The following is a 20,445-nucleotide window of genomic DNA, read 5'->3' on the forward strand; positions in this document are numbered from 1 at the left end:
CCGCTACGCGCCGACGGGGCTGCCGTGCCGCAGACGGTCGGGTGTGTCGTCGTCCATGGTCGCGAAGAAGCCGCCGATCACGTCCTCGATCTCGCTGATCGAGTCCGCGCAGTAGAGCGTCGGCTGATAGTGGGTGATGTCGTAGGTCGCGGTGCCCATCCGGGCGATGTCGAGGGGGCGTAGCTCGGCGTGCCGGAACTCCTCGATCTCGCCGTAGGACGACAGCAGGCCCGCGCCGTAGCACCGCACCTCGCCGCGCTCCCGGACGACGCCGAACTCCATCGAGAACCAGAAGACGTCGGCGAGGAATTTCAGCGCGCGATCGGTGTTCAGGCGCGCGACCGCGGCGCCGACGGTCGCGTAGATCGCCGCGAAACGCGGGCTGGCGATCTGATTGGCATGGCCGATGATCTCGTGGATGGCGTCCGGCTCGGGCGTGTACAGCGGTGCGGAATGATGCCGGATGTACTGCGTGGAGTGGAAGATCCGATCGGCGAAGGAACCGAAGAACTCTCGTAGCGGCACCAGTCCCGCGGCCGGTGCGTAGCGGAATCCGGTCAGCGGTGCGAGTGCCGCCGACACCTCGTCCAACTGCGGGATGTGATCGGTGGGCAACGACAGCGCCTCGGCGGCCGTCAGTATCTCCGCGCTGGCATAGGTGCGATGTTTGCGCGCGAGTTCGGCCGACACGATCCGCCACACCTGCTGCTCTTGCTCGGTGTAGGCGATGTGCGGCGGCGGTTTGCCCGGCGCGTAATCCAACGCCAGCGCGGCGATGGCATTGCGCCGGGCCCGGTATTCCGGATCGTGCACACCGGGGTGCTCGTCGCTCAGGTGCACGGTCACGTCGCCGTCGCCGGTGCGGGTCACCGGCGAGTACAACTGCGCCTCGCTGAACATGACTCGATGCAAGCACCACCGGCACGCGGCGACAACAAAAGCCCGTTCAGCTGGACAATCTGCCTAGCTGAACGGGCTGCGGGCGGGTCGTCGTGTCATCCGACGGCGCGGATCGGGCGGCGTGCTGATCAGTGCGCGCCGTGCAGCGAATGCACCACCGCGTGGCCTTTGCCGCGTCCGATCATCCACTTGTTGACCGGCGTGGTCAGCACGAAGGCCACTGCCAGGGCGAAGGCGAGGGTGATCCAGAACAGGATGGTGTCCAGGTGGGCGTCCATCGCGCCGGGGACGGCGAGGATCACGGCGTTGTCCACGATCTCCATGACCGTGATGGACACCGTGTCGGCGGCCAGCGCGGTGCCGATGGCGGCCGACAGCGGCAGGCCCGCCCGCAGCACGCCGCGCATGGTCAACGCGTAGCCGAACACGAACGCCAGCACGATGGCCAGCGCCATCGTCGCGGTGTTGTTCCAGCCCAGCGCGGTGCCGATCACCATGCCGAGGATTTCGCCGATGGCGCAGCCGGTGAGGCAGTGCAGCGTGGCCATGGCCGCCATCCGCCAGGTAGCGGGGGAGTGGTGCCCGGTGTGCTGTCCGGCGTGCGCGGCGTGGGAAACATGTTCGGCCGCGGGGTGGTGCCTGTGTTCCATGTCAGGAACTATACCCCCGTAGGGTATTTACGCAAGTCCGAGTTCGCGATTTGCCGGACATGAACGGGCGTTATGCCGCAAGATGGCGAAAGTATGAAGGAGGGCGCATGAAATCCGTGCGGATCGATCTCGACCAGGACCTGCTCGCCGCGGCCGCCGCCATCATGGGCACATCGTCCAGCGCCGCCACCGTCAACGAGGCCTTGCGCCGGATCGTCGTGCACGAGCGCCAGCTGCACAATCTGCAGCGCCTGGCCGCGAAGGCGTTCGTCGGGCTACCCGATATCGCCGTGATGGATCGCTAGGCCCTTCCGACCGGCGGCCTACCTGGGCGAAGCGGGCCGTTGCTCATCGAGAGCGCGCTGCCAGACCTCATCGAACTCTCCGGCGTCGATCTGGAGTGCGGTGAACTCGGTCTCCGCGCTCAGCTCGTCCGGCGTCGGAACCGGGATCTGCCCGAGTTCGGTCGTGCCGGTGCCGCGGCCGGAATCGGCCCAGTCGCGGTGCCCGTCGCGGAACACCTCGACCTTGCGTACCTCGAAACCGTCGTCGCCGATCTCACTGAACAGCTCGACCGGCTCGTCGTCGAAATCATGGTGCCATTGCGCCTTCAGGTACCACATCGCCCCTCAGCTCCCCAGCTCGCGACCGACTCGGCTACCGAACCGCACATCAGCCAGCATATGGGTGCGGCCGAGGTGTCGGTGGTCCCTGGCAGAATCCCGGGCACTGTTGGCGTGACCGAGGGGTGGAAGTCATGGCGGTCTCTCTCATCGACGTGCCGGTAACGCAGCGGCCGCGCGAGCGGTTGCTGGCGCTCGGCCCGCAAGCGCTGAGCGATGCGGAGTTGCTCGCATTGTTGCTGCGGCACGGCAGGCGCGGTGCGAGCGCGCTGGATCTGGCGGTGGAGCTGCTGGTCGAGCACGGCGGGCTGGCCGGCTTGGCGTCGGCGCGTCCGGAGGAGTTGTCGCGTCGGGCGGGCATCGGCGTGGCCAAGGCCGCCGCCATCATCGCCGCCTTCCACCTCGGCGCGCGGGCACGCGGGAGGCCGGACGCTTCGATCCGGCTCACCAGCCCCGCCGATGTGGCCGCCGCCGCTCTCCCGCTCTTCGCGGGCTGCCGGGTGGAGCGTCTGCTCGTCCTGGTCTGCGACGCGCAGAACCGCCTCCGCCAGAAGGTCTTCGTCGCCGAAGGCGCTGTCGACCAGGTCGCCGTCCCCGTCCGGGAAGTCCTGAACACCGTCCTGCGCCACGACGGCCGCGCCTTCGCCATCGTGCACAACCACCCCTCCGGCGATCCGACCCCCAGCTCCGACGACCGCCACACCACCACCCTCCTCATCGAAGCGGCCCGCACCGTCGGCCTCCGCTTCCTGGACCACGTGGTGGTGGCCGGGGAGAAGTGGACCAGTGCTCCGAGGTTCGCGGGCCTACCAGAGCCACCGTCCCCGGGCCTTGCATGAAGTGTGAGCCGGAACTCGCGCTTGACCTTCGCACTGTGTCAAGGCCTTCACTGGCTGTCGGAGGTGGTCCCCATCAATTCGACAAACAGGAATCCACAACACACCCGACTGCTCGGCGCATTGGCGGCGAAGAACTCATCGACGCGGCTCGAGGCAGCCCTCGCGATCGGCACGCATCCCGATCCCGGCTTCGTCGACGCGCTGATCGAACGATGCGCGATCGAGCCGGACTTCTTCGTGCGCGACATGCTCACGTGGGCGCTGACGCGGCTGCCATCGGCGATCACGGTGCCGAAACTCCGCGCGGAGCTGGGTTCGGAGCGTCCTCAGGCGCGCAGTCAGGCGCTGCACACGTTGTCCAAGATCGGCGACCAGGACGCCTGGCCCGCGATCACGCGGTCCTTGCTGCACGATGCCGATGACGAGGTAGCCCGGACCGCTTGGCGCGCTGCCGTCGTCCTCGCGCCCGAGGGGGAGAAGGAAAGTCTGGCCGCGGAGCTGGCCACGCAGTTCGGGCGCGGTGACCGGGACGTACGGTTGAGCCTGAGCCGCGCTCTCGTCGCGCTGGGTGACGTGGTCGAGCCGGTCCTCCGGGCGGCGACGGCGAGCGACGACCCGGTGGTGCGTGCGCATGCGAGCGCCACCGAGCGACTCCTGCGCGATCCGGAGGCCGGATTCGACCTCGCCGTCGATCAGGCGAAACGGGTTGTCGCGCTCGGTCCGGATCGGGAGGAGACAACTGCGTGCTGATCGGTGAGGTGGCGCGGCGCTCGGGGGTGAGCGCGCGGATGCTCCGGCATTACGACTCCCTCGGGCTGGTGCGACCGACCGGCCGCACCGTGGGCGGCTACCGGGAATACTCCCCGGAGGACATCCGGCGCATCTTCCATGTGGAGGGGCTGCGGTCCCTGGGAATGTCGCTGAGCCAGATCGGACGCGCGCTCGACGACGCGGGATTCACACCGTCCGCGCTGGTCGGCGACCTCATCCGGAAAACAGAAGAACGACTGAACCGAGAGCGGGAACTGCTCGAGCGACTGCGCAGGGTCGATGCCGCCGAACCGTCCGGCTGGCAAGACGCCCTGCGCATCGTCGAACTCCTGCGCGGGCTCGGTTCGCCGGACGCCGCCCAACGACAGCAGGCGGTCCTGGCCCCGGCCGAGGACGTGTCGGTACCCGCCGAACTGCTGGCCGAGGCGGTGCTCACCGAATCCGATCCGTACGTGGCCGGAGCACTGCGGTGGGCGCTCGCGCGAGCCGGCGGTGACAGTGCGGCGAGCGTGGCGGCCGGCCTGGCCTCCGACAACGTCGACATCCGGCGGCGCGCGGTCTTGGCGCTCGCCGAACTACCGGGCGACGAGACCACGGCGGCGCTCACCAGCGCGCTCGATGACCCGGACGCGACGGTCCGCAGACGTGCCGCTCTCTCCTTGGGCGCGCGCGGCATGACACTGGCCGTGCCCGCGCTCGTCGGCACAGTGGTCGAGGGCCCGAACGATGTCGAGGCGGCCGAGATCCTGGGGACGCTGGCGCGCGCCCCGGAGTGGGCCGGCCGGATCATCAGCGCGCTGGCCGACGAGCTGAACGAACACAAGGGTGATTCAGCGGTGCGGCTACGCCTGACCCAAGCGCTCGCCGAGATGCCGGGCGCCATCGCGCTGAATACCCTGCGTCAACTGGCCCGCGACGACGATCGCGCCGTGGCCGCCCTCGCCTCGGCCCTCGCGGCAACGCTCGAAGAACGGTCTGACGGATGAAGGACGCTCGCTCGACTTCTTGCTCGAGCATTCCCGGGGCGCCGTGGTCGGCAATCTGGTTTCAGCGGCCTTCGGTCCAGAACCGCTGTATGCGAGTGATCGCTTCCTCCCGGGTCATCAGGGCGATTTCGTCCTCGGTGAGACCGACTCGCTGAATCAGCAAGTGCACGAGGTCGATGGGCAATGATGACTTGGGCTTTTCTGGAACACCGCGGTTCGGCAGCACATCGTTCAAGACGCATTCCCAGAACGAATCCTCCGTTACGTCCAGCTGGTCCCGCAAGATGTGCGCCCACAGAGAGGAGCCGTAAGTTGTGCGATCGACGGGATGGGAGATGCGTGTGCGCAGAATTCGGCCGTCCGGTAGGCCCAATTCGTAAGTGATGTGGTGGGTTCCAGTGCGGCCTCGTGCATCCCGTATCCGCTCCCACCCCTCGATTTCGCAAAACTGTTCGTGGCGTTTGCGAGTCGGCTGCGGCCAGGTCATCCGGCGGCTCCGACCAGCCATTCCCGAAGTTGGGCGTCGTTGCTCAGGCCGATCAGCTGAATGAGGCCCCAGTTCTCCCGATGGTTCGGTGCATCGCGGAGCCTGGTTTGCCAGTCCTCGGCGTATTCGCGCAACGCGGCGATCGTCTCGTCTATGGCTTCATCGAGCGTGCTGCCGTCAGCGGCCACCGGCAACCCTGGTAGGAACACCGACCATCCCCCGTTCTCGGCAACCACTTCCGCACCGGACGGGCAAACCTTCGCAAGCATGTAGCGGAGCCGTTCAGCATCGACCACCGCGGCGTACTCGGCGTCGCGCCGTACCGTCGCCACACGTCCTCGTACGGCAGCATCCAACAATTCTTTGAGATGGGCACGCGCGTCGGTGTAGCTGTCATAGTGCACCGCTGACATCGGTCACCTCCAGAATCGCTGCGTCTCCATAATCCCGCCCTTCTACAAGTACGTCAAGTACGCCACGTACTGGTCGCCAGGCTGCGAATGCCGGCGACCGCCGATGCGGGCAGTCCGCCTCACAAACGGCGAAGGCCGCCTCCATCGCATTGATGGAGGCGGCCTTCGGTTCGGCTGGATCCGTGAAATCAGCGGGTGAACAGCAAGGCTCGCTTGACTTCCTGGATGGCCTTGGTGACCTCGATGCCGCGGGGGCAGGCGTCGGTGCAGTTGAAGGTGGTGCGGCAGCGCCAGACGCCTTCGACGTCGTTGAGGATGTCGAGGCGTTCGCGGGCGCCCTCGTCGCGGCTGTCGAAGATGAAGCGGTGGGCGTTCACGATCGCGGCCGGGCCGAAGTAGCTGCCGTCGCTCCAGTACACGGGGCAGGAGGTGGTGCAGCAGGCGCACAGGATGCACTTGGTGGTGTCGTCGAACCGGGCGCGGTCGGCCTGGCTCTGGATGCGCTCGCGGGTGGGCTCGTTACCCGAGGTGATCAGGTAAGGCTTCACCGCGCGGAACGCGTCGAAGAACGGCTCCATGTTCACCACGAGGTCCTTCTCCACGGGCAGGCCGCGGATGGGCTCGACGGTGACGGTGATCGACTTGCCTTCCTTGGGCAGCATGTCCTTCATCAGCACCTTGCAGGCCAGCCGGTTGACACCGTTGATCCGCATGGCGTCCGAACCGCACACGCCGTGCGCGCACGAACGACGGAAGGTGAGCGTGCCGTCCAGGTAGGACTTGATGTAGATCAGCACGTTCAGGAAGCGGTCGGTCGGCAGGACCGGCACCTGGAAGGACTCCCAGTGCGCGCCCTTGTCGTCCTCCGGGTTGAACCGGGCCACCTTCACGGTGATCATCACCGAGCCCTCGGGGACCGGAGCGGGCGTCTGCGAAGAGGGTGCTTCGGCAACAGCAGTCATCAGTACTTACGCTCCATCGGCTCGTAACGGGTCTGCACCACCGGCTTGAAGTCCAGGCGGATGTCCGAAAGGAGCTCCGAGCCTTCCTTGTAGGCCATGGTGTGGCGCATGAAGTTGACGTCGTCGCGGTCCGGGTAGTCCTCGCGGGCATGGCCGCCGCGCGATTCCTTCCGGTTGAGCGCGCCGACCACGGTGACCTCGGCCAGCTCGAGCAGGAAGCCGAGCTCGACGGCCTCGAGCAGGTCGCTGTTGTAGCGCTTGCCCTTGTCCTGCACGGTGATCCGCGCGTAACGCTCCTTGAGCGCGTGGATGTCGGTGAGCGCCTGCTTGAGCGTGTCCTCGGTGCGGAACACCGAGGCGTTGTTGTCCATCGACCGCTGCAGCTCGGTGCGGATGTCGGCGACCCGCTCGTCGCCGTGCTCGCTCAGCAGCTGGGCCAGCCAGTCCTGCACCATCCCCGCCGGGTTCTCCGGCAGCTCGACGAACTCGCTGCGCTGCGCGTACTCCGCGGCGGCGATGCCGGCGCGGCGGCCGAACACGTTGATGTCCAGCAGCGAGTTGGTGCCCAGACGGTTCGCGCCGTGCACCGAGACGCACGCGCACTCACCCGCGGCGTAGAGGCCGGGGACGATGTCGCTGTTGTTGCGCAGCACCTCGCCGCGGATGCGGGTCGGGATGCCGCCCATCACGTAGTGACAGGTGGGGAACACCGGCACCAATTCCTTCACCGGGTCCACGCCCAGGTAGGTGCGGGAGAACTCGGTGATGTCGGGCAGCTTCTCCTCGAGCACGTCCTCGCCGAGGTGGGTCACGTCGATGTAGACGTAATCCTTGTTCGGTCCCGCGCCGCGACCCTCCAGCACCTCGAGCACCATCGAGCGGGCGACGATGTCGCGCGGCGCGAGGTCCTTGATGGTGGGGGCGTAGCGCTCCATGAACCGCTCGCCGTCGGCGTTGCGCAGGATGCCGCCCTCGCCGCGGACCGCCTCGGAGATCAGAATGCCGAGCCCGGCCAGGCCCGTCGGGTGGAACTGGTGGAACTCCATGTCCTCCAGCGGCAGGCCCTTGCGGAACACGATCGCCATGCCGTCGCCGGTCAGGGTGTGCGCGTTCGAGGTGGTCTTGTACATCCGGCCCGAGCCGCCGGTCGCGAACACGATCGACTTGGCGTGGAAGACGTGGATGTCACCGGTGGCCAGCTCGTAGGCGACCACGCCGGTGGCGACCGGGCCGCGATCGGTCTCGGTGAGCACCAGGTCCAGCACGTAGAACTCGTTGAAGAACTCCACGTCGTGCTTGACGCAGTTCTGGTACAGCGTCTGCAGGATCATGTGGCCGGTGCGGTCGGCGGCGTAGCACGCCCGGCGGACCGGGGCCTTGCCGTGATCGCGCGTGTGCCCGCCGAAGCGGCGCTGGTCGATCTTGCCCTCGGGCGTCCGATTGAACGGCAGGCCCATCTTCTCCAGGTCGAGCACCGCGTCGATGGCCTCCTTGGCCATGATCTCCGCGGCGTCCTGGTCGACCAGGTAGTCACCACCCTTGACCGTGTCGAAGGTGTGCCATTCCCAGTTGTCCTCTTCGACGTTGGCCAGCGCGGCGCACATGCCGCCCTGCGCCGCGCCGGTGTGGCTGCGCGTCGGGTACAGCTTGGTCAGCACCGCCGTCCGAACCCGCGGGCCGGCCTCGATCGCGGCGCGCATGCCCGCGCCGCCCGCGCCGACGATGACGACGTCGTAGCGGTGCTCCTGGACAGGACGAGATTCACCAGTCCCGATGGTTCGTTCGCTGCGCTCACTCATGCGAGGGGGCCTGTTCCTAACTGATGTTGGGGTCGAAGGTGAAGATGACGTAGGTGCCCACGCCCATGATCAGGATCATCGAGACGGCAAGCAGGGTCTTGAGCCAGAAGCGGGTCGAGTCCTTGCGGGAGTAGTCGTCGATGACCGTGCGCAGGCCGTTGCCGCCGTGCAGCTGGGCCAGCCACAGCATGGTCAGGTCCCAGAACTGCCAGAACGGGCTGGACCAGCGGCCCGCGACGAAGGCGAAGTTGAGCCGCTTCACGCCGCCGTCGAGCAGCAGCATGATCGCCATGTGGCCGAGTACCAGCACGATCAGCAGCAGGCCGGAGAAGCGCATGAACAGCCAGGCGTACTTCTCGAAGTTGTTGCTCGAGCGCGCGCGCGGCGAGCGCGGCAGGTCCAGGCTGGCCGGACGGTCATAGGACTTACCGATGACAGGTGCGCTCATTTCAGTGCTCCGTGAACAGGTAGAAGAACTGGCGCCCGATCGCGGGAACGGCCAGCAGGAACCAGATCGCGAGAATGATCCAGAGCATCAGCCGCTGGTACTTCGGGCCCTTGGACCAGAAGTCCACCAGGATCACGCGGACGCCGTTGAGCGCGTGGAACAGGACGACGACGACCAGGCCCATCTCCATCAACGCCACGATGGGCGTCTTGTAGGTCTCGATCGCTTCGTTGTAGGTGTCCGGGCTCACGCGCACCAGGGCGGTGTCCAGCACGTGGACGAAGAGGAAGAAGAAGATGGTGACGCCGGTGATCCGGTGCAGCGCCCACGACCACATGCCAGGGTCGCCTCGGTACAGCGTCTTCCGCTTCGGCTGGGCCGGAGCTTCAATCGTGGTCATAGAGTGCGGTGCCTCCAACGTCGTTGATGGACCCGGTCGCAGGTCCGACGCCGACGGCGTGGCGGGCGAATGCCCAGGTGGCTGTACTCCGGCCCGTCGCAGGGAACCTGAACCGATCTGTTCTGGACTCTAATCCTCCAGCAATCCCGGAACTAATTCGGCGTACCGTGCGTTGCGCGACACCGGATCGGGTTAGGCTTACCTTTCTTGATGGGTGCGAGGTTCCGTCGTGGCCTTCGCGCGGCCGTGATCGGGTCGGTCCGAGAGGGGTTGTTTTTGCCGGAAATCGACTGGAAATTATTGCGGGCCAGCGCGTTTCAAGTTATGCGCAACGCCTATGCGCCGTACTCGCGGTTTCCGGTCGGCGCCGCGGCTCTCAGTGCCGATGGCCGCGTGGTGAGCGGTTGCAATGTGGAAAATGTCTCATACGGTTTGGGCCTGTGTGCCGAATGTGTACTCATCGGTAACTTGATTTCGGGGGGTGGGGGACGTCTGCGGGCGATCTCCGTGACGGATTCTCGCGGCGAAATCCTGATGCCCTGCGGGCGCTGCCGCCAATTGCTGCACGAGCACGGCGGGGCCGATCTCCTGGTCGACCACAAGGCCGGGCCGGTGCCGCTGCGCACGCTGCTGCCGGACGCGTTCGGTCCCGACGACTTGGACGCCGGGCAGGTCTGAGCGAGTACACCGGCGACGCGTGTGCTGCTGCCGGTGGTGCCCCTGGCTCGCGGCTGCGGGCCTCCCCGCATCGACCGCCACGACACCGAGATCGACTTGGCCCCGACTCGCGGCCGCGGGCCTCCCGGCGCGATCGACCCGGCCGATCGGGGTCCGGCGCGCCCGGAAAGGTGCCGGATGGTGGTTTCGTCCCATCGGCGAGAACCCGGGCGCGCGTCGGCCCGTGCCAGACTGTCGACCGTGACGGCACTGGACGCGGTTTCGATCATCATCACCAAGCGCGACGGCGGCGAGTTGTCGGACGCGCAGATCGACTGGGTGATCGACGGCTTCACCCGCGGCGCGGTGGCCGACGAGCAGATGTCCGCGCTGGCCATGGCGATCGTCTGGCGCGGGATGACGCGGCGGGAGACGGCGCGGTGGACCGCCGCGATGATCGCCTCCGGGCGGCGCATGGACCTCACCGGCCTGCCACGCCCGACCGTGGACAAGCACTCCACCGGCGGGGTGGGCGACAAGATCACGCTGCCGCTCGCGCCGCTGGTCGCGGCGTGCGGCGCGGCGGTGCCGCAGTTGTCCGGGCGCGGTCTCGGGCACACCGGCGGCACCCTCGACAAGCTGGAATCGATTCCCGGCTGGCAGGCGGACGTGCCCGCGGCGCGGATGCGCGAGCTGCTGGCCGATCCCGGCATCGGTGCGGTGATCTGCGCGGCGGGCGCCGACCTCGCGCCCGCGGACCGGCGGCTCTACGCGTTGCGCGACGTCACCGGCACGGTCGAGTCGATCCCGCTGATCGCCAGTTCGATCATGAGCAAGAAGATCGCCGAGGGCACCGCTGCGCTGTTGCTGGACGTCAAGGTGGGCTCCGGCGCCTTCTTGAAGACCCTTGACGGGGCGCGCGAGCTGGCCACCGCGATGGCCGAGCTCGGCGCCGACGCGGGCGTGCGGACGATCGCCCTGCTCACCGCCATGGACACCCCACTCGGCCGCACCGCGGGCAATGCCCTGGAAGTCGCGGAATCGGTGGAGGTGCTCGCGGGCGGCGGCCCCGCCGACGTCGTCGAGCTGACTATCGCGTTGGCTCGTGAGATGGTCGCGCTGGCCGGTCTCGACGCCGATCCCGCCGACGCGCTGGCCGACGGCAGGGCGATGGATCACTGGCGCGCGATGATCCGCGCCCAGGGCGGCGACCCGGACGCGAAGCTGCCCACCGCGAAGCACACCGAGACCGTGCGCGCCGACGCCGACGGCGTGCTGACCCGGCTCGACGCGCTGAGCGTCGGCATCGCCGCCTGGCGCCTCGGTGCGGGCCGGGCGCGTCAGGGCGATCCCGTGCAGTTCGGCGCGGGTGTCGAGATGCACGCCAAGCCCGGTGACGCCGTGACGGCAGGTCAGCCGCTGCTCACGTTGCACACCGATACGCCCGAGGCGTTTTCCGGGGCCATCGCGGCCTTACGCGACGCCGTCACGATCGGAACCGATGCCGCGTCCGCTCCGGACTCGTTGGTTCTCGACCGCATCTTGTCCTGAGTCATCCGGGGTTGTCGCGGGCAATGGTGTCCCGAATCGCTCGCCGGTCTCTGCCTCCGCGCTGACCCTGCGGCCGCCGAGCATCGCCCGGGCATTGCGGGTCTGCGACCGTCGCACGCACCAGCGGCCTTGCCGTACTCGCGTTCGAGGCGCAGCAGCGCGGGGCCGATGAGGGCGTCTCTCAACCACGGCTGCACGGAAGCTCGTCCGTGCGGCGAGAGTCAGACTTCACGCGCGAGGGAGTGTTCGGAGCACCGCGCTCGCCGTACGATTCGGCGCCGAAGCGTGCCGCCCGCCGCCTGGTGGCGGCCGCACGCGTTCGCGCGGGCGTGTTGGGGCCGGTGGTGTGAGGCAGGACCGGGCGGTGTCCGGTTGTGGACCGGCCCGCATCCGGCGGGCAACGAGATGGTGGTTACCACCCGAGTCGGCTGCCGTTTCGGCGCGCTGCGGCTACCGTCGTTACATGACTGGACCGATGCCTCTGACCCTCGCCTCGATCCGCCAAGCGCCGAAGGCGCTGCTGCACGACCACCTCGACGGTGGCCTGCGGCCCGCGACGGTGCTGGAACTAGCCGCGCACTGCGGCTACCAGGAGCTACCCGCCCACGACGAGGCGTCGCTGGCGGCCTGGTTCCGCGACGCGGCCGACAGCGGATCGCTGGAACGGTACCTGGAAACCTTCGCGCACACCGTCGCGGTGATGCAGACCCCGGAGGGCCTGCGCCGGGTCGCCCGCGAATGCGCCGAGGACCTCGCCGCCGACGGCGTCGTCTACGCGGAGGTCCGGTTCGCCCCCGAACAGCACTTGGAGCGCGGACTCACGCTGGACGAGGTGGTCGAGCACACGCTGGCCGGATTCCGCGAAGGCGAGGCGGCCGCCGCCGAGAGCGGCCATCCGATCGTGGTGACCTGCCTGCTCACCGCGATGCGGCATGCCGCGCGCTCCCGGGAGATCGCGGAGCTCGCGGTGCGTTTCCGCGATCGCGGGGTGGGCGGTTTCGACATCGCGGGCGCGGAGGCCGGTTACCCGCCGAGCAGGCATCTGGACGCGTTCGAATACATGCGCGCCAACAGCGCGCACTTCACCATTCACGCCGGCGAGGCATTCGGTCTTCCGTCCATCCACGAGGCGCTCGCGTTCTGCGGCTGCGACCGGCTCGGCCACGGCGTGCGGATCACCGACGACATCAGCGTGCCCGGTGCGATCGAGGACGCACAGCTCGGGCCGGTCGCCAACTACGTCAGGGACATGCGCATCCCGCTGGAGCTGTGTCCGTCGTCGAACGTGCAGACCGGCGCGGTGCCCTCGCTGGACAAGCACCCGTTCGACCTGCTGGCCCGGCTGCGTTTCCGCGTCACGGTGAACACCGACAACCGGCTGATGAGCGACACCAGCATGAGCCAGGAGATGCTGAAGCTGGTCGAGACGTTCGGCTATGGCTGGAGCGACCTGGAACGGTTCACCATCAACGCCATGAAATCGGCGTTCATCCCGTTCCCCGAACGGCTGCGGATCATCGACGACATCATCAAGCCTGGATACGCGGTGCTCATCGGATAGCGGACACGCGCGCCGGAGGCGGTCGCGGATCACCGTGCGGCAACGAAACCGGCCGGCGGCGAGGTCGCGCAAGCGGGCCGGTAACCGGTTCGCTACGGAAGCGGTCGGCGGTAAGGTTCCGCAGCCCGGTCGGCAAACGGTTCGCTAGCGTGGCGATCATGGCGACTTTGCGCATCCCCCGCCGGTTCAACGGTCCGCCCGACTCCGGCAACGGCGGTTACGTGGCCGGTCTGCTCGCCGACCAGCGCGACGAGCAGACCGTCACCGTGATCCTGCGCAGTCCGCCGCCGCTGGAGACGCCGCTGGCCGTGCGGGACGAACGGCTCTACGACGGAGACACGCTGATCGCCGAGTCCAAGAGCGGCGAGCTCGAACGCGACGCCCCGCGTCATGTCGCGTTCGACGACGCGGTCGAGGCGACGCGCAGCTACACGAGCATCGAGATGTTCGCGTCCTGCTTCGTCTGCGGCAGCGGCCGGGCCGACGGGCTGCGCATCGAACCCGGCCGACTCGATGACCACCGAGTGGCCGCGCCGTGGGTGCCCGACGCCACCGTGCCGCTGGGGCCGCCGCTGCTGTGGGCCGCGATGGACTGCCCCGGCGGCTGGTCGCTGCCCGGCATGCTCGAACGTCCCGCGCTGCTCGGGTCGATGACCGCCACCGTGCACGGCATTCCGCAGGTCGACGAGCGCTGCGTCGTGGTGGGCGAATTCCACGGCGAACAGGGCCGCAAATGCTGGGCCTCGACCGCCGTCTACGGCGCGGACCAACGCCTGCTCGGGCAGGCCGAGCAGGTCTGGATCCGGCTGGCCTAGTTACTGCTTGTCGAGCCGGGACTCCAGGTTGCGTTCCAGTTCCCGCCACGCCTGGGCCTCGGCGGTGAACGGCGGGTTGGGCGCCAACCGGGTGGGATCCGGATTGAGCAGGTAGGAGACATACCAGCCCAGCGGGGTGGATTGGGCCAGGGCCTGTTCCACCGTGTCGTCGTCGGCGTAGTCGGCGGCGTCGGTGAACAGCTCGACCGCCAGGTCCAGCTGTTCGATGTCGACCGCCTCCGGGCCTTCGGCCAGGTCCTCGGCCAGGCCGGGCAGCACGTAGACGTTCTCGTCGGTGACCTCGACCTCCAGCGAGCCGTCCACCGCCGCGGTCTGCACGTCGGCGAAGGTGCTCACGCGCGCCAGATCGTGCTCGTGGTCGTCGGCGAGGTAGCGGGCCAGCGCGCGCTCGGAGGAGAACACGGTGATCGAGCCCTTGGAGCCGAGGAAGATCGGCTCGTCGTCGAGGTAACAGCGCAGCGTGAAGACGCTGCCCTCCGAGGTGATGATCTTGACCGGGTCGATGCCGACCTCGTGCCAGAACGACTCGTCCTCGTCTTCCTCGTCGTCGTCCTCGTCTTCTGCGTCGAGGTCGACCGGCTCGAACTCCTCGTCCTCGTCGCTGTCGGCCGCGTCGTCGGCGTCGACCACGTTCTCCTCGGCGGCCAGCAACTCCGCCTCGGCCACCGCGACCGCCTCGGCGTCGACCTCGGGCGTCCGCACCACGGAGTCGATGGCGTCGAGTACGTCGTCCCAGCCCTTGGCGATGGCCGCGCCGATCTGGTCCCACAACTCTTCGCCGTCGCGACCGACGAACGCGTTGACGCCGCCGGGCAGCGCGCCGAGCACCGGATGCGAACCGAAGAACTTGGTCACCGTCTCGAGTTCGCACACCTCGCCGATGTTGCGGACCATGCTGAGCGTGTCCTCCAGCTCGGCGACGGTGTCGACGTCGGGCTCGCCCGCCGCCAGCTCCGGCACCGCGACCAGATCGAAGGAGAAGTTCTCCTCCGGCTCCAGTTCGACCGCCGACAGACCCGCGACAACCTTCCAGGCCGGATGGTCCACGAGGTCGTTGTCGGCGTTGGTTCGGATGAATGCGGCCAGCTCCGCCACGGACTCGAAACCGTAGAGGGCGTCCTCGTGCCCGAGGAACGCCTCCCACTCGTCGTCACCGTCTCGCCAGCGCGGTGCCCACAGGGTGACGAGATCGCCGTCGGTCAGGCCGAGCTCGATCGGGACGATGTCTCCAGAAGCCATGTGCGGAAGCCTATCGACCTTCCGCGTCAGGCACTATCCGGCCCGCCCCCATTCGTGCCCGCGGGCGGCGCCGCGGCGGGCACGAACGACTCGTTCAGTGTCGCAACGACCTTGGACCGCTGCGCGCCGGCGTCCTCGGCGGCCTGCCTGCACGCCCAGACGATCAGCTGCCCGACCTCGGCGGGCGGCAGCGAGGTGACCGATTCCGCCAAGGTCAGGCCGACCAGCGCGCCGTCGCTGTTGACCTCGACGCTCACCGCGCCGTCCGGCGAGGTGAACCGCCCACGCACCTGCTTCAGCCCGTACAGCGCGGCTTCCAGCGCCTCCAGTTTCTGGGTGGCCGACGCGACCAGGGCGTCCATTTCCGCACTCATACCGGCCTCATCCAGCTCGTCGGTCCCGTGTCCGCGTCGTCGATCCGGTCCAGCTCGTCGACCGCCTGCTGGCGGGTGGGCAGGCCGAGCCGGTCGAGGATGTCCGACGGCATGCCCGCCTCGGCGAGCAGTTCGCGCCGCCGCGCCCGCGCCGCGATGGCGGAACGCTGGGTGAGCCGCAGGATCTCGTTCGCGAGCGACTGTGCGCCGTAGCGGTATTCGCTGCGCTCGAACTTGATCTCCACCGGCATGCCCTGATCGGTGGCGCGCACCGAGATGGTGCCCGAGCGGTTGCTGCTCGCCGCCACCGTGACATTGGGGACTTGTGGTCGGGTCATGCCGTCGGCCTGTAGAAACCGTAGAAGTCCATGCCTGAGTTCTCCGTTCGAATCGAGCTGATCTGGACCGGGTCACCCGCCTCGACGAACTGTCCGTTGCCGATCACCATGGCCACGTGGCCGTCCCAGATCGCGAGGTCGCCCGGCATCAGGTCACCGGCCGACACCGGTGTTGCCCCGTTGCCCTGGTCGCACGCGAGCCTGGGCAGGTCGACGCCCGCCTCGCCGTAGGCGTATTTGGTGAGCCCGCTGCAATCCAATCCCGCGCCCGGGGTGTTGCCGCCCCAGACGTAGGGCGTGCCGACGGCGCCGATCGCCGACCGGACCGCCGTGGCGGCCTGCTCGTTGGGGGCCTCCACGACACTGCCGTCGGGCAGCGTGATCTTCACGCCCTTGCCGTCGTCGGGCGCCCCCGACGAACCCGTGTCGGGCCGAGGCGTGCCCGACGTGCCCGGCGTGCCGCGGGAACTGCGTGTGGACTGCGACTGGGTGGGTGTGGCCATCACGGTGCTCAGCAGCGAGCCCGCGCCGTTGAGCACGCCGGAGGCGGCGGACGCCGCTTGCTGCACGCCCGCGGCGGGCACACCGGCGAGTGAGGGGGTCGGCGGCGGCGGGGTCAGGTCGTTCATCGACGCGGTGTGCGTCTGCAACTCGTTCTGCACCCGGCCGACGACAGTGAGCGCCTGGTTGAGATGGTCGATCGCCGAACCGACGAGCACCGTCAGCCCCTCCGGCGTCGCCAGGACCGGGCCCATGCTCGCCGCCGTGTTCACGAAGGACTGCGCGATATCGGTGAGCTCTTTCTGGCCCGTCTCGACCTCGCCCGCGGCCTGGTTCACGACCGTGGCCATCTCGTTGCCGCGATCGGAGATGGTGGCCGCGGAGGTCTGCACCCGCAGCGCCTTCGCCGTGGCAGCGTCGGCGGCGCGGCCGTCCCACGCGTCGTTCATCCCGTTGATGCTGTCGCGGCCCATCTGATGGATCCGGTCGACCGCGGTCGAGGTGCTGCGCAGCGCGTCGGTGGGACCGCCGGAGGGCAGCACACCGCTGCCGAAGCTGGCGAGCAGGTCCAGGATCGGCTGGGCCAGTGCGTTGACATCGATCACGCGCTCACTCCAGCTCGGCGGCCGCGCTCCGCAGCGCGCCCGCGTGGGCGGCGTCGGTCTCGGTGAGGACGGCCGCAGCACCGGTGGCAGCGCCGCCCATGCTGGTCAGCACCGCCGACAGCTGACCGATGGAGGCGACGTGCCCGGCGTGCGCCGCGGCGTAGGCCGCCATGAAGTCACCGCCGATCAGGCCCATGATCGGCCCGAGCAACGCGGGCTCGGCGGCCGCCGCGCTCACCCCCGCCGCCGCCATCTCACCGGCCATGACGTGGGCGGTCGCGCCATAGGCAGCGATGCCTTCGGTGTCCGCCGACATCTTTCGCATCAGAGCTTCCCCCATCTGTTGTTCCCAGGCAGAGTACGTCATCCACTTGGTTCGACGCGCGCGGTTGCGTTTCGGTTCCGCCGCATCGAGAAAAAGTTCGGTGGCGTCCGGCGGCGCGCCCGCGACCGACCTTATCGTTCCCTCATGCGCACCCACACCGTGGACCATCCACTCGTCGCCGCCCTGCTCACCACGATGCGGGACGAGCGTACGCCGAATCCGGCTTTCCGTGCCGCACTGCGGGATCTGACCGGAATCCTGATCTACGAGGCGCTGCGCGAGGCGGAGGTGGAGCGCTTCGAGATCGCCACACCGGTCGCTCCCGCCGAAGGCTTCCGCCTGGCCCACCCGCCGCTGCTGGTTCCGGTGCTGCGCGCCGGACTCGGCATGGTGGACGCGGCCGCCGAGCTGATCCCGGACGCCGGAATCGGATTCGTCGGAATCGCCCGCGACGAGGACACGCACCTGCCGGTGCCGTACATGGAATCGCTGCCCGCGGATCTCGCCGGACTGCCGGTCTTCGTGCTCGACCCGATGCTGGCCACTGGCGGCTCCATGCGGCACACCCTCGAACTGCTCGCGGCGCGCGGCGCCACCGACATCACCGCGGTGTGCGTGGTCGCCGCCCCGGAAGGCATTGCGACGCTGGCTGATTCGGGCCTGCCGGTGCGGCTGGTCACCGCCGTGGTGGACGCGGGCCTGAACGAGAACGCGTATATCGTGCCCGGCCTCGGCGACGCGGGCGACAGGCAATTCGGCCCGCGCTGAAGCGTTTCCGGGTCAGAACTTCCGGCAGAACTCGCGCAGCGCCGAGAGGCGTTCGCGCGCGGCGGCTCGCGCGGCGGGGAGATCGGCACGCGAGCCGACCGGTTCGACCACCTCCAAGTAGCACTTGAGCTTCGGTTCGGTGCCGGAAGGGCGGACCACCACGCGGGACGAAACGCCCTGGAAGACGAGCGCGTCGGTCCGCATGCGGCCCCGCACCAGGAGTTGATCGGTGTACTCCATCGGCTCGCCGGCGATCTCGCCCGGCGGATCGGCCCGCAACCGCTCGACCGCGGCCGCCGCCTCGGCGGAGGAGGCCAGCCGCAACGACACCTGCTCGCCCGCGTGCAGGCCGAATTCCACCGCGTAGTTGTCGAGTTCGTCGTTCAGGTCGCGGCCCGCCGCCTTCAGCCGGGCCACCAGGTCCGCGGCCAGCACGGCGGCGGAGATCCCGTCCTTGTCTCTGACCGCCGCCGGGTCGACGCAGTGGCCGATCGCCTCCTCGTAGGCGTAGACCAAACCGTCGCCCGCGCGGGCCAGCCATTTGAATCCCGTGAGCGTCTCCGCGTAGCGGCCGCCCCGCGCCGCGGCCAGCTTCGACAGCAGTCGCGAGGACACGATGGTCGTCGCCACCAGCGCGCCGTCCGGGGCGGTGCGCAGCACGCAGTCGCCGAGCAGCACACCGGTCTCGTCGCCGCGCAGCATCCGCCAGGCGCCGTCCGCCCCCGGAACGCCCACCGCGCAGCGGTCCGCGTCCGGGTCCAGCGCGATCGCCACGTCGGCGCCGACCCGAGCCGCCGTCGCCAGCAGCAGGTCGGTCGCGCCGGGTTCCTCCGGGTTCGGGAACGCGACGGTCGGGAAGTCGGGATCCGGTGCGAACTGCTCCTGGACCACGTGGATGTCGGAGAATCCCGCCGCGCGGAGCGCTCCGACGGCGAGTTCGCCGCCGACGCCGTGCAGCGGGGTGAGCGCGATCCGGACGTTCGCGCGCTCGCCCGGTCCGCCGATCCAGGCGGGCAATTCGGCGACGCGCCGCAGATAGCGGCGCACCACGTCGTCGTCGGCAGGGGTGACCGGCAGGCGATCGATCGGCTCGGCGACGGCCTCGATGCAGCGCTCGATCTCGGCGTCGGCCGGGGCGATCAGCTGGGATCCGCCGTCGAGGTAGACCTTGTAGCCGTTGTCGGTGGCCGGATTGTGCGAGGCCGTGATCTGCACGCCCGCGACCGCCCCCAGCTCACGCACCGCGTACGCGACCACGGGCGTCGGCAGCGGACGCGGCAGCAGCGTCACGGGGAAGCCCGCCGCGGCGAAGATCTCCGCGGTCGCCACGGCGAACTCGGCGGAACCGTGCCTGGCGTCGCGGCCGACGACCACCGCGCCGCCGCCCAGGCAGCGGTCACGCAGCCACGCCACGAGCCCCGCCGTCGCGCGGCTCACCGTGGTGACGTTCATGCCGTCCGGGCCGTCGCGCAACGGCCCGCGCAGGCCGGCCGTGCCGAAGCGCAGCATCTAGACCCGTTCCAGCACGCCGCGCAGCAGCTTGCCGAGCCGGGGCGCGGCGGCATGCCCTTCGGCGAGCACCTCCGCATGGGACAGATGCGCGCCCGTCACCCCCGCGGCCAAGTTGGTGACCAGCGAGATACCCAGCAGCCGCGCACCGAGCGCGCGAGCGGCGATCGCCTCCAGCACCGTGGACATGCCGACCAGATCCGCGCCGATCGTGCCAAGCATCCGGATCTCGGCGGGCGTCTCGTACTGCGGCCCGGTGAGGCCCGCGTAGACGCCCTCGGTCAGGCTCGGATCGATCTCCCTGGCCAGCGCCCGCAACTGCGGATCCCAGGCGTCGACCAGGTCGACGAAGGTCGCGCCGGCCAGCGGCGTGCGGCCGGTCAAGTTGAGATGGTCGCTGATCAGCACCGGCTCACCCACCCGAAGGCCGGACCGGATACCGCCCGCCGCGTTGGTCAGCACGACGATCTCCGCGCCCGCCGCCACGGCCGCCGACACCGGGTGCACCACATCGGCGGGCTGATATCCCTCGTAGAGGTGCTGGCGGCCCATCAGGAGCAGCACGTCGTTGTCGTCCACCTGAACGGAATGGATCACGCCGACGTGGCCCTGTGCGGTCGGCGTCCCGAAACCGGGCAGCTCCGGCATCGGCACCGACGCCCGCGGCGCCCCGATCTCCGCGGCCGCGTCCTGCCAACCGGATCCCAGCACCACCGCGATCCGGTGACGTGACACTCCCGTACGTTCGGCGATCGCCTCAGCGGCCTGTTCGGCAAGCATGATCGTCACGATAGTGGATTCCAGCGCCTGCGGCGCTGGGTGTTCGCGGCCCCTTTGTGGCTCGCGTGTGCGCGACCGCCGCTTGCTCCTTCGTCGCGTACGCGGCGGCCGCGCACACGCGAG

Annotated in this window: 25 protein-coding genes; 9 read left to right on the forward strand and 16 right to left on the reverse strand. The window is 69.1% G+C overall.

The window, feature by feature from the left end; all coding sequences use genetic code 11:
- Positions 1-3: 3 nt before the first annotated feature.
- Together ACWDMM_RS25085 and ACWDMM_RS25090 are read right to left on the reverse strand one after the other, a co-directional pair.
- Positions 4-900, reverse strand: coding sequence for a phenylalanine 4-monooxygenase (locus ACWDMM_RS25085; protein WP_449939822.1), 897 nt, complete (start codon positions 898-900; stop codon positions 4-6).
- Between the two features lie 128 nt (positions 901-1,028).
- Positions 1,029-1,550 carry a DUF4396 domain-containing protein gene (locus ACWDMM_RS25090; RefSeq protein WP_357112807.1) on the reverse strand — a complete coding sequence of 174 codons (522 nt, stop codon included), beginning with the start codon at positions 1,548-1,550 and terminating at the stop codon, positions 1,029-1,031.
- Between the two features lie 107 nt (positions 1,551-1,657).
- Between ACWDMM_RS25090 and ACWDMM_RS25095 the strand changes: the two genes are divergently transcribed.
- A complete protein-coding gene (locus ACWDMM_RS25095) occupies positions 1,658-1,855 on the forward strand; it encodes a type II toxin-antitoxin system VapB family antitoxin (protein WP_357208750.1) in 198 nt (65 codons plus the stop codon).
- 18 nt (positions 1,856-1,873) lie between these two features.
- On the opposite strand, the gene ACWDMM_RS25100 is transcribed toward ACWDMM_RS25095, so the two are convergent.
- Positions 1,874-2,173 (reverse strand): DUF6881 domain-containing protein, encoded by a 300-nt coding sequence (locus tag ACWDMM_RS25100; protein ID WP_195080501.1) that lies wholly within the window; start codon positions 2,171-2,173, stop codon positions 1,874-1,876.
- Between the two features lie 134 nt (positions 2,174-2,307).
- On the opposite strand from ACWDMM_RS25100, the gene radC reads away from it, so the two are divergent.
- The 3 genes from radC (at position 2,308) to ACWDMM_RS25115 (ending at position 4,769) form a co-directional block, all read left to right on the forward strand.
- Positions 2,308-3,012: a RadC family protein gene (gene radC / locus ACWDMM_RS25105; RefSeq protein ID WP_449939825.1), complete on the forward strand. Its 705-nt coding sequence runs from the start codon at positions 2,308-2,310 to the stop codon at positions 3,010-3,012.
- Between the two features lie 63 nt (positions 3,013-3,075).
- Entirely contained in the window at positions 3,076-3,762 is a 687-nt protein-coding gene (locus tag ACWDMM_RS25110) for a HEAT repeat domain-containing protein (RefSeq protein WP_449939847.1), read from the forward strand.
- The gene (locus ACWDMM_RS25115) at positions 3,756-4,769 is read left to right on the forward strand and encodes a MerR family transcriptional regulator (protein ID WP_449939828.1); all 1,014 of its coding nucleotides are present in this window, start codon (positions 3,756-3,758) and stop codon (positions 4,767-4,769) included. The genes ACWDMM_RS25110 and ACWDMM_RS25115 overlap by 7 nt, the downstream gene beginning before the upstream one ends.
- A 61-nt stretch (positions 4,770-4,830) precedes the next feature.
- On the opposite strand, the gene ACWDMM_RS25120 is transcribed toward ACWDMM_RS25115, so the two are convergent.
- The 6 genes from ACWDMM_RS25120 to sdhC all read right to left on the reverse strand — a co-directional run bounded on the left by ACWDMM_RS25120 (position 4,831) and on the right by sdhC (position 9,278).
- Positions 4,831-5,256: a cytotoxic translational repressor of toxin-antitoxin stability system gene (locus ACWDMM_RS25120; protein ID WP_195080504.1), complete on the reverse strand. Its 426-nt coding sequence runs from the start codon at positions 5,254-5,256 to the stop codon at positions 4,831-4,833.
- Positions 5,253-5,669: a prevent-host-death protein gene (locus ACWDMM_RS25125; protein ID WP_195080505.1), complete on the reverse strand. Its 417-nt coding sequence runs from the start codon at positions 5,667-5,669 to the stop codon at positions 5,253-5,255. Before ACWDMM_RS25125 ends, ACWDMM_RS25120 begins: the two co-directional genes overlap by 4 nt.
- Positions 5,670-5,857: 188 nt before the next feature.
- On the reverse strand, positions 5,858-6,631 hold the full coding sequence (locus tag ACWDMM_RS25130) for a succinate dehydrogenase iron-sulfur subunit (protein ID WP_195080506.1): 774 nt from the start codon (positions 6,629-6,631) through the stop codon (positions 5,858-5,860).
- Entirely contained in the window at positions 6,631-8,430 is a 1,800-nt protein-coding gene (gene sdhA / locus ACWDMM_RS25135) for a succinate dehydrogenase flavoprotein subunit (protein WP_195080507.1), read from the reverse strand. Before sdhA ends, ACWDMM_RS25130 begins: the two co-directional genes overlap by 1 nt.
- A 16-nt stretch (positions 8,431-8,446) precedes the next feature.
- Positions 8,447-8,878 carry a succinate dehydrogenase hydrophobic membrane anchor subunit gene (locus ACWDMM_RS25140; protein ID WP_067803455.1) on the reverse strand — a complete coding sequence of 144 codons (432 nt, stop codon included), beginning with the start codon at positions 8,876-8,878 and terminating at the stop codon, positions 8,447-8,449.
- Between the two features lies 1 nt (position 8,879).
- Positions 8,880-9,278, reverse strand: a complete 399-nt coding sequence (gene sdhC / locus ACWDMM_RS25145; RefSeq protein ID WP_083863252.1) for a succinate dehydrogenase, cytochrome b556 subunit — start codon at positions 9,276-9,278, stop codon at positions 8,880-8,882.
- 276 nt (positions 9,279-9,554) lie between these two features.
- Here sdhC and ACWDMM_RS25150 point away from each other — a divergent pair, with 276 nt between their 5' ends.
- The 4 genes from ACWDMM_RS25150 (at position 9,555) to ACWDMM_RS25165 (ending at position 13,862) form a co-directional block, all read left to right on the forward strand.
- Positions 9,555-9,956 carry a cytidine deaminase gene (locus ACWDMM_RS25150; protein ID WP_195080508.1) on the forward strand — a complete coding sequence of 134 codons (402 nt, stop codon included), beginning with the start codon at positions 9,555-9,557 and terminating at the stop codon, positions 9,954-9,956.
- Positions 9,957-10,196: 240 nt separating this feature from the next.
- Positions 10,197-11,486: a thymidine phosphorylase gene (locus ACWDMM_RS25155; protein WP_449939833.1), complete on the forward strand. Its 1,290-nt coding sequence runs from the start codon at positions 10,197-10,199 to the stop codon at positions 11,484-11,486.
- Positions 11,487-11,949: 463 nt separating this feature from the next.
- Positions 11,950-13,047, forward strand: coding sequence for an adenosine deaminase (locus tag ACWDMM_RS25160; RefSeq protein WP_195080510.1), 1,098 nt, complete (start codon positions 11,950-11,952; stop codon positions 13,045-13,047).
- Positions 13,048-13,205: 158 nt separating this feature from the next.
- On the forward strand, positions 13,206-13,862 hold the full coding sequence (locus ACWDMM_RS25165) for a hypothetical protein (protein ID WP_195080511.1): 657 nt from the start codon (positions 13,206-13,208) through the stop codon (positions 13,860-13,862).
- On the opposite strand, the gene ACWDMM_RS25170 is transcribed toward ACWDMM_RS25165, so the two are convergent.
- From ACWDMM_RS25170 to ACWDMM_RS25190, 5 genes are read right to left on the reverse strand one after another with little or no spacing between them, the layout of a single operon-like run.
- Positions 13,863-15,122 (reverse strand): primosomal protein, encoded by a 1,260-nt coding sequence (locus ACWDMM_RS25170; RefSeq protein ID WP_195080512.1) that lies wholly within the window; start codon positions 15,120-15,122, stop codon positions 13,863-13,865.
- Between the two features lie 26 nt (positions 15,123-15,148).
- A complete protein-coding gene (locus tag ACWDMM_RS25175) occupies positions 15,149-15,496 on the reverse strand; it encodes a YbaB/EbfC family nucleoid-associated protein (RefSeq protein ID WP_195080513.1) in 348 nt (115 codons plus the stop codon).
- Entirely contained in the window at positions 15,493-15,834 is a 342-nt protein-coding gene (locus ACWDMM_RS25180) for a hypothetical protein (RefSeq protein ID WP_067803443.1), read from the reverse strand. The genes ACWDMM_RS25175 and ACWDMM_RS25180 overlap by 4 nt, the downstream gene beginning before the upstream one ends.
- Positions 15,831-16,940: a C40 family peptidase gene (locus ACWDMM_RS25185; protein ID WP_195080514.1), complete on the reverse strand. Its 1,110-nt coding sequence runs from the start codon at positions 16,938-16,940 to the stop codon at positions 15,831-15,833. Before ACWDMM_RS25185 ends, ACWDMM_RS25180 begins: the two co-directional genes overlap by 4 nt.
- Positions 16,941-16,944: 4 nt before the next feature.
- Positions 16,945-17,265, reverse strand: a complete 321-nt coding sequence (locus tag ACWDMM_RS25190) for a hypothetical protein (protein ID WP_195080515.1) — start codon at positions 17,263-17,265, stop codon at positions 16,945-16,947.
- A gap of 144 nt (positions 17,266-17,409) precedes the next feature.
- Here ACWDMM_RS25190 and upp point away from each other — a divergent pair, with 144 nt between their 5' ends.
- Entirely contained in the window at positions 17,410-18,033 is a 624-nt protein-coding gene (gene upp / locus ACWDMM_RS25195; RefSeq protein WP_357208754.1) for a uracil phosphoribosyltransferase, read from the forward strand.
- A gap of 12 nt (positions 18,034-18,045) precedes the next feature.
- On the opposite strand, the gene ACWDMM_RS25200 is transcribed toward upp, so the two are convergent.
- Positions 18,046-19,542: a phospho-sugar mutase gene (locus tag ACWDMM_RS25200; RefSeq protein WP_449939839.1), complete on the reverse strand. Its 1,497-nt coding sequence runs from the start codon at positions 19,540-19,542 to the stop codon at positions 18,046-18,048.
- Positions 19,543-20,322: a purine-nucleoside phosphorylase gene (locus tag ACWDMM_RS25205; RefSeq protein ID WP_195080518.1), complete on the reverse strand. Its 780-nt coding sequence runs from the start codon at positions 20,320-20,322 to the stop codon at positions 19,543-19,545. It lies immediately after the preceding gene.
- Positions 20,323-20,445: the final 123 nt, after the last annotated feature.

The organism is Nocardia sp. NPDC003726 (assembly GCF_053586955.1).